Here is a 10,388-nt window from a genome sequence, read left to right as displayed (position 1 = left end):
TACGGCATACGCACCACGCTCGTCAGCAAGTACGGCTGGACCGCCAACACCCCCCGCGCCCACATCACCAACCAGCGCACCCTGGAAGTCCTGCGTGACCTCGGCATCGAGGACCAGGCGCTGGCCGTCGGCACCCCGCAGCACCTGATGGGCGACACCGTGCTGTGCACCGCCCTCACCGGCGAGGAGATCGGCCGCATCCGTACCTGGGGCACGGGGGACGACCGGCTCACCGAGTACACCGCCGCCAGCCCCTGTCCGATGACCGACCTGCCGCAGACGTACCTCGAACCGATCCTGGTGAGCAATGCCGCCGCGCGCGGTGCCAAGGTCCGCTTCGACACCGAGTTCGTCCGCCTGGAGCAGGACGAGGACGGTGTCACTGCCCACCTTCGCGACCGGTTGCGCGGCGATGACTTCACCCTCCGCGCCCGTTACCTGATCGGCGCGGACGGCGCCCGCAGCCGCGTCGCCGAGCAGGCGGGGCTGCCGATCGCCGGGCAGGAGGGCAAGGCCGGCAGCATGAATATCGTCTTCCGGGCCGACCTGAGCGCGCACGTCGCCCACCGCCCCAGCGTCCTGTACTGGGTCATGCGCCCCGGCGCCGAGACCGGCGGCATCGGCATGGGCCTGGTCCGGATGGTCCGCCCCTGGAACGAATGGCTGCTGACCTGGGGTTACGACATCGACGAGGCGCCCCCGGAGATCGACGCGGCGGAGGCCCGCCGGATCGTCCACGACCTCGTCGGCGACGACTCCATAGACATCGAGGTCACCTCCACCTCCCTCTGGACCGTCAACCACACCTACGCCACCCGCTACTCCACCGGCCGGGTGTTCTGCGCCGGGGACGCCGTGCACCGCCACCCGCCGTCCAACGGCCTCGGCTCCAACACCTCGGTCCAGGACGCCCACAACCTCGCCTGGAAGCTGGCGATGGTGGTGCGCGGCGAGGCGGGCGAGGGTCTGCTCGACACCTACACCGCCGAACGCGCCCCCGTCGGAAAGCAGATCGTCGACCGCGCCAACCTCAGCCGTGACCAGTTCGGCCCGATCTTCCGGGCGCTGGGCGTCGGCGGCGGCGCCGATGACGAGGGCATCGCGAGTGCGCTGGCCGCCTGCCGGGCGGCCGACGCGGAAGGCGCGCGGCGGCGACGCGAACTGGATGCCGCGATCGAGCTGAAGAACTACGAGTTCAACGCGCACGGCGTGGAGCTGAACCAGCGGTACGCCTCCGCCGCCGTGCTCGACGACGGCAGCCCGGCCGAGGAGTGGCCGCGCGACCGGGAGCTGTACCACCAGCCGAGCACCCGCCCCGGCGCGAAGCTGCCGCACGCCTGGCTGACGGACGCGCACGGCCGCCGCGTCTCCACCCTCGACCTCGTCGGCAAGGGCAGGTTCACCCTGGTCACCGGCCTGTCCGGGGTGGCATGGGAGGCAGCGGCCGAAGCCTGCGCCGCGGACCTCGGCGTCCCGCTGACCACCGTACGCATCGGCTCGGACGCCGCCCGGGACGCGTACGGCGACTGGCAGCGCCGCCGCGGAACCGACGAGTCGGGCTGCCTGCTGGTCCGCCCGGACGGATATATCGCGTGGCGCCGGGCGTCCGCGCCCCGCACGGAGGACGAGGCGCGGACGGAGCTGGTCAAGGCGCTGGCAGCGGTGCTGCAGCGCTGAGGAACGCCGGGGGCGCCGGCGGCCGGTCCGGCCGCCGGCGCCGAGCGGTCAAGGGATGTAGCGGGTGCGGTCCGTGCACAGCGACCAGATGACGAAGATGCCGAGCGCGATGCCGACCGTGGCCCAGACGGGCTGGTACGGCAGCCACATGAAGTGCGCGATGACATAGAGGCCGGCAACCACGATGCCGAGGGTGCGGGCCCAGCCCGCGCCCTTCAGCAGGCCGAGACCGGTGACGGCCACGATGACGCCGAGGATCAGGTGGATCCAGCCCCACGCGGTCGTGTCGAACTCGTAGACGTAGGTGCCCGTCAGCTCGTTGCTCAGCAGGTACACCTCGTTCTTGGCGATGCCGGCGATGCCCTCCAGGACTCCCAGGACGCCGGAGACCAGCATCAGGACTCCGGCCAAGAGCGTGCCGCTGGCCGCCCAGACGTTGTCCGGGCCGTGCGCGCGGGGCGGCTTGGGGCCCGCTGCGTGGGGTGCTGCCTGCGACATGGTGGCTCCCCTCGTGACATACGTGTGCGAATGCCGTCGGTTCAGCGTCGTCCCGCCGGGCCCCGGTGTCCACCACATACGTTGCCGACCGGACGAACCCGGTCCCGGACGTGCATGCCTGCTGGACGCCGGGACCGGGCTGCCTCAGACCCGTTCGCGATGGGCGCGCAGCGCCCGGGCGGCCAGATCCCGGTCCTCGCCGAGGACGAAGGCCGTGACACCGTCCGCACGCCACTCGGCGCGCCGCTCCGGAGTGGTGGCCATGGCACAGAAGGGCACGCCGTGCCGGCCACAGGCGGCACGCAGCGTGCGCACCGCCTCCTGGACGCGCGGGTGCCGCACCTGCCACGGCACACCGTACGACTGGGAGAGGTCGCCGGGGCCCGGCAGGACCAGGTCGACGCCGCCACCCGCGAGGATGTCGTCGATCGCGTCGACGCCCTCGGCGTCCTCGACGAGCGGTACGACCATGATCTCGGCGTTGGCCCGCTCGATGTACGCGCGCAGGTCGCTGCCGCCGTAGCCGGGCATGCGCCCGCCGTTGAGCGAGCGCATCCCCTCGGGTGCGTAGCGCGCTGCCCGCACCGCGGCGTCCACATCGGCCCGGCCGCGCACATGCGGTACCACGATGCCCATGGCCCCGGCGTCCAGCGCGCGCAGCACGGCCCCCGGGTCCGCCTCGGGCACCCGCACGAACGGCGTGACGCCGCTGGTCTCCGCGGCCCTGATCAGGTGCTCCAGCTGCCGCGGATCGACGAGCGTGTGCTCGGTGTCGAGGACGACGAAGTCGTAGCCCGCGCAGCCGATCATCTCGACCACCGCGGGGTCGGGGAGCACGTTGAACAGGCCGTGCACCTCCTCGCCCGCCGCGAGCTTCCGCTTCACCTCGTTGGTGCGCAGCACGTCAGGAGCCCTCCCCGGCCCCGCCCAGGAAGTGGAAGCCCGGCCGCGGGTGCATCAGGAAATCGTGGTGCGAGATGTTCCAGGCGTAGGCGCCGCACAGGCTGAAGGCCACCCGGTCGCCGGCGCGCAGGCCCGGGGCCGGGACGTCGCGGGCGAGCAGGTCCTTCGGGGTGCAGAGCTGGCCGGTGAGGGTGACCTTGTCGCCCTGTGCGGCCGAGCGCGGCCACGGGTGCGGCCACGGCGCGTCGGTGGGCAGGACCGTGCAGGGCTGGTCGTGGCCCTTGGTCGCCGGGGTGCGGAGGTGGTGGGTGCCGCCGCGGACCACGGCGAACTCCTCGCCGTGGCTGTGCTTCACGTCCAGTACCTCGGTGGCGTACCAGCCGCAGTACGCGGTGAGCGCGCGGCCGGGCTCGATGCGCAGCGTCAGGCCGGGGTGCGCGTCGGCGAGCCGGCCGAGCCCCGCGCCGTACGCCGCCCAGTCGAAGCGGCGCTCCGGCTCGGCGTAGTCGACGGCCATCCCGCCGCCGACCACGACCTCGTGCAGCGTCACGCCGTGCCGGGCCGCCAGCTCCACCGACCAGGTGACGATCGAGGACGCCACCGCGAGCTGTTCGGCGGCCTCCAGGCCGCTCGCCAAGTGGGCGTGCACGCCGCGCAGTTCGAGCTGCGGGTAACTGCCGTCGGTGAGGAGTCCGACGACCTCGTCGGCCTGGTCGGGGTCCAGGCCGAAGGGGGTCGGCCGGCCGCCCATGGCGAGCGACACGCTGTCCAGCGAGCCGTCGCCGACGGGGAGGTTGAAGCGCGGGAGGACGGCGATCCGACGGTCCCCGGCGTGCCGGGCCGCCAGGTCGGCGAGCATGTGGAGCTCGTACACGCTCTCCACGTGGAACCGCTCGACGCCCAGTTCAAGAGCGTGGACGATCTCGGCGGGCGTCTTGCCGGGGCCGCCGAAGGCCAGCGGGCGGCCGGGTACGGCCTTGTTGACGTGCGCCAGCTCGCCGCCGGAGGAGACCTCGTAACCGTCCACGTGCGGGCGCAGCGCGGCGAGGATCTCCGGCTCCGGGTTGGCCTTGGCCGCGTAGTACAGCTCGACGCGCTCGGGAAGGGCGGCCCGGACCCCGGCGACATGCTCCTGAAGTGCCGTCAGGTCATAGATGTACGCGGGGAGTTCCTCGGGGCGGAGGGCATGGACGCGGTCCTGGACCGCGGGAGTGGGGTGGGTCATCGGGCGCTCCAGGCGGTGGCGGAGAGCACGTCCTCGGCGAGCGGCGAGGGCAGCCGGACGTAGCCGGCCTCGCGGTCGGCCTTGCGCTCCCAGCGGGTGAGCAGATTGGACTTGGCGGGCAGCGGCACGCCGGCGAGCAGCGCGGCCAGCCGCGGCGGGCAGCCGTGCCGGTCGGCGTGGCGCTGGAGGGTGCGGCGCACCTCGGCCCACAGCTCGCTCTCGTTGTCCGGGTGCAGGTCGGCGAGGGCGGCGAGCAGTTCGGAGATGTGGTTGACCAGCAGGCAGTACACGACGCGGTCCCAGCCGCGCTGAGCGTCGTACGTCAGCGGCGCGGCGACCTCGGGCGGCAGCGCGGCGAGCGTATCGGCGTGCTGCTCGGGGACGAGCTTGGTGCCCTCCAGGTCGCGCAGCAGCACCTGGGCGGGCATCCCGTCGCCGTCGACGCAGATCAGCACGTTCTGCAGATGCGGCTCGAAGACCAGCCCGTGGTCGAAGTAGGCGGACAGCACCGGCGGGACCAGCAGGTCGAGGTAGGCGGCCCACCACTTCAGCGCGGTCCCGGCGTCGGCGCCGGCCAGCAGCCGGGAGATGTGCGCGTCGCTCGACGGGTACTCGTCGGCGACGGCACCGGCCAGCAGCGGGGTGGTGCCGGGCAGCAGCCGCCGGGACAGCCCCTCGCGGACGATCACGCCGAAGCCTTCGAGGAGCGCGGTGTCCGGCTGCCCGTCGGGGCCGGGCAGCGCGACGCTGCGGTACGCGGGCTCGCGGAGCACCGCGCAGCCGGGGAAGCGGGCCGCGAGGTCGTCGAGCACGGGAGCCAGCAGCCGGGTGAGCGCGACGGCGCCGGTCAGCTCGTAACTGGAGTTCTTGCGGAGGCAGTTGGTGATCCGGACGTTCAGGCTGAACTTCAGGAAGGAGTCGGCCGAGTAGAGCGTGCGGACCGAAGCGGTCGCGGCGTGCGGGAACTCGGCGGTGCCCAGGACCCGGATGTCACCGCGGTCCAGGGCCTCCTGGAGCGCCGGCTGGTCGCGCAGCAGCTCGTACTGCCACGGGTGCGCGGGCAGCAGCCGGTACCCCTCCGGAACCTCGGCCTCGAAGGCGTCCAGCGGAGCGGTGGCGTCGGCCGCCACGCTCTCCTCGGCGAGCAGCTCCTCGCGGACGGCGAGCAGCAGCAGCGGGAAGGAGCCGCCGGTCTCGGGCGCGTACTCCTGCCAGGCGACCGGGTCGCCGGTGCGGGCCTTGGGGGTGGGGTGGAAGCGGTGGCCGAGGACGAGGGACTGCTCGGAGGCCACATAGGCGTCGTGCCAGTCCTCGGCCCCGGCGGTTCCGGGACGCTCAGGGGCCGCTGCGGGACGGCCGGCCAGCGCCGCGGCGGTGGCCTGGTGGCTGGCGGCGATCTGGGTCAGGAACTCGTCGTTGTCCACGCCGGTCCGCAGCGACAGCTCGGCGCGCACGTACTCGGCCAGCCGGCGCCAGCCGACCTCGGCCCAGCCGTCACCGTCCTGCTCGGACACCGGGCCGGTGAAGCGGTGCGCGCCGATCAGCGACGTGCGGCGCAGCGCGACGCGCAGCAGCACGCCGCGGCGCGGCAGCCGGAGGAGCAGGTGGCCGTGGTCCACGGCGGTCTGGTGCTCCGGGCCCGAGACCTCGCGGAGCAGGCAGTTGAGGAGGGTGTGCGCCACGGCGTCGTCGGCGGTGGGCAGCTCGGCGGGGGACGCCGTGGCCGGGGAAGCGGCCCGCGCGGGGCCGGAGGAATGCGTCAGCGGAGGCATCAAGAGCTCCTGCGAGTGTGGGAAAGACGACGGAAGAGAGCGGGGAGGGTGGTCGCCAGCACGGTGGCCACGGCGATGGCGGTGCCGATGAGCAGCGGCGCGGACGGCCCGAACAGGCCGTTGCCGAGCGCGGCTGCCAGGCCGGCGGCGACCGCGCCGGCCTTCGAGAAGAATTCGATGGAGCCGAACAGTCCACCGGGCGCACGGCCCTTGGCGCAGTCGGCCGCCAGCACGGACATGCAGACCAGGCCCAGCGTCAGGCCGGCACCCAGCAGCAGGCGCACGGCGATGAACGAGGGCAGCGACCCGGCGATGCCGTGCCCGGCCGAGCCCAGCGCGATGCAGGCGAAGCCGAGCGCGATGCCGAGCCGGGGCCGGGTGCGGAAGGCGGCGTGCACCGCCATCGCGCCGGCCAGGTAGCACATGTGCGGGAGCGCGAAGAGCACGCCGGACACCAGCGAGCCGGTCCCCGGTATGCGCTCCTTGATGAGCTCGATCAGGTACGGGAAGGAGATCACCGTCGAGAAGACGAAGGCGAACTCCAGGGCGAGCAGGGCCCGCAGGGCTCCGGTGCTGCCCCGCTCCGGCTGCGCGGTGGCCTTGGCCTCGGTGGCCGCCTCGGGCTTCGCCGCCGGGGCGGTACGCGTCCGGGGCGGCTCCGGCAGCGCCGCGAGCATGGCGGCGGCGGCCAGCGGCAGCACGGCCAGCAGTGCGTACTGCCGGTGCGGCGACAGCCAGGGCGAGAGCGAGCCGACCACGATCGGCGCGAAGACCAGCGCGGCCCGCGCGCTGCCCTGCATCAGCGTCAGCGCCTTGGACAGCGCGGGCCCCTCCAGCGCGGCACCCAGGTAGCCGTTGGACGCGGCGAACGTGCCGCCCAGGATGCCCTGCAGCACCAGCGCGGCGGTGAAGGTGGCGAGCGAGTCGGCCCAGCCCGCGAGCAGGAACGCCGCGGCCAGCCCCAACTGCGCGCGCAGCAGCAGCCGTTTGCGGCCGAACCGGTCGGCCAGCCGCCCCCACAGCGGGGCGCCGATCCCGCCGAAGATGGTGGGCACGATGTACAGCAGGCCGGCCCAGCGGGCGGCATGGTCGCCCAGGTCGGGCAGGATCTCGGTGAGGTACGGCGGCAGGCCGAGGGCCGCGAAGGAGGCCACGAAGTAGCAGCCGGCCACGGCGTGCACCTGGCGGCGGCCCAGGGCCGGTGCCTTGGGTGCTTCCGGTGCTTCCGGCGCGGCGGGAGCCTGGACCGCCTCGGGTGCGGTGGTGCTCATCGGACGCTCCCCGTCGGCAGCAGGTAGTTGGGGCCCGTGGTGTAGTGCTTGTTGATGTCGGCCGCGCCCGAGCGCTCCTTCGACAGCAGCGTCCCGGCGCTGACCATGGCCTTGACCGGCAGGTGCGGGGCGTCCAGCAGCTTCTCGCGGAGGACCGCGCCGGGCTCGCCGGGGCCGGTGCCCAGCCGCTCGACGGCCTCGGTGAGGCGGTCCCTGACCAGCTCCAGCAGCCGGTCCAGCGGCGCCCGGCCGTGCCGGGCCAGCCCGAAGGCGTACGAACCGGCGCACAGGTGGACGGTGATCGTGGCGAGCATGTCGGCCACCGGGCCGTCGGTCTCGCCGAAGATCCGCGGGTCGGCGAAGTCCGCCGGGTCGGGCGCGTCGGCGCCGAGCCGCTCCCGCAGCCGCACGGTGTTGATCCGCGGCGCGTCGTTGTCCTTGAACAGCAGCCGCGGCCGGGTGTCGCCCGCGTCGGTGCGGTCCAGCACCAGCGAGATGTTCTGCTGGTGGGACTCCAGGCCGATGCCGTACCCGAAGAGCGTGGTCTGCCAGTCGAACAGCAGGGTCAGGAACGCGTCGAGCAGTGCGAGCGGGTCGCCGCCGTAGAAGCGGTCGGCGAGGTGGTCGATGACCAGCCGCCCGCCGGGTGCCGGGGCGAGCAGTGCCGCCAGCGGGACGACGGCGCTGCCGTCCAGCCCGGCCGGGTAGCGGCGGCACAGTACGGCCAGCAGCTCGTGGTCCGCGTGCGCGTACACCGTCTCGTCGGCCTGGAGGATCGTTTCGCGGAACCGCGGTTCGCGGGCGATCACCGTCTCCAGCAGCCGCTGCCCCGCAGCTCCGTCGACGAGCGTGCGGGGCTTGATGGTGCGCCGGTTGCGCAGCCCCAGCGTCGCGGTGGCCAGCGGCAGCTTCAGGTGCACCTGCGGATCGGCGTCCAGCGCGACGGTACGCATCGACAGCGTCGGCACGGCCCCCAGCCAGGAGTGCTCGGAGAGCACCGCGTCCTCGGCCAGCCCGGTCTCGCGCAGCGCGGCGTCCAGCGGGGCGCCGAGCGACAGCGGGTGGACGGGCAGCGCGATGTGGCTGTCGTCCAGGTCGGGGCGGCCCAGGTCGACGGGGTGCGGCCAGCAGGCGGGCAGCGCGTCCCGGCCGCCGGTCACCTCGACGGCGGTACGCGGCAGCAGCAGCCACCGCAGCGCAAAGCGCGGGGCGAACTCCGGTGCGTACGCGCGCAGTTGAGCCTCGTCCAGCCCGGAGCGGCCGCGCGAGACCGGGTACACCGGGTGGTCGAGGCGGGCCGCGAGCGCGTCATGGGCGAGGCCGGCGGTCAGGCCCGCCCAGCGGGCCGGGTCCGGGCCGTGCCGGTCGGCCAGCGCGGCGGACAGCTCGTCCTGCGTGGCGGCGTGCAGCCGCAGCGTCTCCAGGGTCTGCCGGCACTCCTGGGTGAAGGCGTCGAACCCCTCGTGGTCGAGCGGGTCGGCGAGCGCCCGCACCGCGCCGAGGATTTCGTCCAGGGTGCTCAGCCGGGCGCCGTCGGACTCGCGGACGAGCAGCGGCAGCCGGGCGGCGTACTCGGCCTGGTACCCGTCGGGGGCCAGCGGCAGCAGCAGCGCCTCGCCGGCCTCGCCGGTCCCGGCACTGTCGGCGGGCAGCCGCAGCCAGGGCCCGTCCGGGCGCTCCAGTACGGTGCCGCGGGACCGCAGCCCCACGACGTCCTCGCGCAGCAGCGCGCTGAGCACGCGTATCAGCAGCTCGTGCTCTTCGGGTCCGCTGTCCGTCGCGGTCCCGGTTCTGAGGGTCTCCGTCGCGGCGGTCACGGGGTGATCTCCCAGCGCTCGGCGGCGAAGAACGCCTCGGCGGCCCGGTCCACGGCCTGCTGGTCGTTGCCGGTGGCACGCAGCACGCCGAGGTAGTCGCGGTTGGTGCGGTAGTGCGGGTGCTCGGCGCCGACCGCGCGCAGCGGACGGTACGTCAGGTGGACGCCGTCGACCGTGCGGTCCATCGGGCCGGGCGCCGCGGTGAGCGTGCCCGCCCGGTCGGCGAGGGCGTACTCCACCCGCGCGGCGGCGTCGGTGCGCGCGCTGAGGTCGGCCGGCAGCGGCTCGCCCAGGTGCGTACGGAGGATGTGCGCGAAGAGCGGGATGTCCAGCGCCTCGGCCAGCATCAGGTCGCACTGGTCGCCGATGGCGCGGTAGTTGACCTCGATGAGCCGGGCGCGGCCCTCGTGGACCACGAACTCGGTGTGGCAGGCGCCGAACCCGACGCCCAGGGCGTCCAGTTGGGCCAGTACCTGCGCGACGACCGGCTCCGGGTGGGCGGCGACGAACGTGTGCCGCTCCTCGATGAAGGCCGGGGGAGCGGAGAGGGCGCTGTGGAAGCCGCCGAGCACGTGCCGGGTCCGGCCGTCGCCCAGCGTCTCCAGGGTGTACAGCTCGCCGGCCAGGTACTCCTCGGCCACCAGCGCGGCTCCCGGGCGGCGGGAACGTATCTCCTTGGCCCGCTCGACCAGTTCGCCGGGCCCGTCGGCCAGGACGACGTCCTCGCTGGCCACGCCCTCGCGGGGCTTGACGACACAGGGGAACGGCAGGTCGGCGGTGGCCAGTACGTCCGGCTCCTCGTCGGGCGCGAGCTGGACCGACCGTACGGTGTCGGCGCCCGCGGCGGCGAGGTGGCGGCGCATCTCGGCCTTGTTCTTGGCGCGCAGCGTGGCGCGCCAGTCCTTGCCGGGCAGCCCGAAGTACTCGGCGGCCAGCGCGGCCTGGGTCTGCAGGTGGTCGCTGTTGGTGAAGACCGCGTCGGTGGGGCCGTGCGCGGCGATCCGGCTGATGACGGCGCGGACGTCATGGACGTCGCACTCGAGGATCTCGATCTGGGGGTATTTCTCCCGGTGGGCGGCGGGCTGGTCCGTCAGCACGGTGACATCGATGCCGAGGTGGGTGGCCGCGGGCAGGAAACCGTCGGTGACCGAGTCGGTGGGGTTGAGTGCGAGCAGGTGCATCCGCATGAGCGGGGACCCCTTCTGGTTCGGGGGCGGTGCGGGGA

8 protein-coding genes are annotated in these 10,388 nt (G+C 73.9%); 1 reads left to right on the top strand and 7 read right to left on the bottom strand.

Features of this window, described 5'->3' with window-relative positions; genetic code table 11:
* Nucleotides 1-1,677: FAD-dependent oxidoreductase (locus CCS38_RS34000; RefSeq protein WP_223737357.1), on the top strand; the 1,677-nt coding region annotated here is incomplete at its 5' end.
* A 48-nt stretch (nt 1,678-1,725) separates the two neighbouring features.
* Here CCS38_RS34000 and CCS38_RS33995 read toward each other — a convergent pair.
* The 7 genes from CCS38_RS33995 to CCS38_RS33965 form a co-directional block, all read right to left on the bottom strand.
* Nucleotides 1,726-2,175 (bottom strand): DUF7144 family membrane protein, encoded by a 450-nt coding sequence (locus CCS38_RS33995; protein ID WP_223737356.1) that lies wholly within the window; start codon nt 2,173-2,175, stop codon nt 1,726-1,728.
* Between the two features lie 144 nt (nt 2,176-2,319).
* Nucleotides 2,320-3,078: an HpcH/HpaI aldolase family protein gene (locus tag CCS38_RS33990; protein WP_223737355.1), complete on the bottom strand. Its 759-nt coding sequence runs from the start codon at nt 3,076-3,078 to the stop codon at nt 2,320-2,322.
* A gap of 1 nt (nt 3,079) precedes the next feature.
* Complete coding sequence (locus tag CCS38_RS33985; protein ID WP_223737354.1) at nt 3,080-4,303, bottom strand: type III PLP-dependent enzyme; 1,224 nt, start codon at nt 4,301-4,303, stop codon at nt 3,080-3,082.
* Nucleotides 4,300-6,075, bottom strand: coding sequence for an IucA/IucC family protein (locus tag CCS38_RS33980; protein WP_223737350.1), 1,776 nt, complete (start codon nt 6,073-6,075; stop codon nt 4,300-4,302). The genes CCS38_RS33985 and CCS38_RS33980 overlap by 4 nt, the downstream gene beginning before the upstream one ends.
* On the bottom strand, nt 6,075-7,346 hold the full coding sequence (locus CCS38_RS33975) for an MFS transporter (protein WP_223737349.1): 1,272 nt from the start codon (nt 7,344-7,346) through the stop codon (nt 6,075-6,077). The genes CCS38_RS33980 and CCS38_RS33975 overlap by 1 nt, the downstream gene beginning before the upstream one ends.
* Nucleotides 7,343-9,163 (bottom strand): IucA/IucC family protein, encoded by a 1,821-nt coding sequence (locus tag CCS38_RS33970; RefSeq protein ID WP_223737347.1) that lies wholly within the window; start codon nt 9,161-9,163, stop codon nt 7,343-7,345. Before CCS38_RS33970 ends, CCS38_RS33975 begins: the two co-directional genes overlap by 4 nt.
* Nucleotides 9,160-10,350: an ATP-grasp domain-containing protein gene (locus CCS38_RS33965; RefSeq protein ID WP_223737358.1), complete on the bottom strand. Its 1,191-nt coding sequence runs from the start codon at nt 10,348-10,350 to the stop codon at nt 9,160-9,162. The genes CCS38_RS33970 and CCS38_RS33965 overlap by 4 nt, the downstream gene beginning before the upstream one ends.
* Nucleotides 10,351-10,388 lie beyond the last annotated feature (38 nt).

The organism is Streptomyces purpurogeneiscleroticus, from assembly GCF_020024005.1.
Classification (GTDB): domain Bacteria; phylum Actinomycetota; class Actinomycetes; order Streptomycetales; family Streptomycetaceae; genus Streptomyces; species Streptomyces purpurogeneiscleroticus.
This window is presented reverse-complemented; position numbering and strand designations above follow the sequence as displayed.

Excerpts from the sequence above, each read along its gene's own strand:
- CCS38_RS33995 (WP_223737356.1), bottom strand. The coding sequence starts at position 2,175 with ATGTCGCAGGCAGCACCCCACGCAGCGGGCCCCAAGCCGCCCCGCGCG.
- CCS38_RS33965 (WP_223737358.1), bottom strand. The coding sequence starts at position 10,350 with ATGCGGATGCACCTGCTCGCACTCAACCCCACCGACTCGGTCACCGAC.
- CCS38_RS33985 (WP_223737354.1), bottom strand. The coding sequence starts at position 4,303 with ATGACCCACCCCACTCCCGCGGTCCAGGACCGCGTCCATGCCCTCCGC.
- CCS38_RS33975 (WP_223737349.1), bottom strand. The coding sequence starts at position 7,346 with ATGAGCACCACCGCACCCGAGGCGGTCCAGGCTCCCGCCGCGCCGGAA.
- CCS38_RS33980 (WP_223737350.1), bottom strand. The coding sequence starts at position 6,075 with ATGCCTCCGCTGACGCATTCCTCCGGCCCCGCGCGGGCCGCTTCCCCG.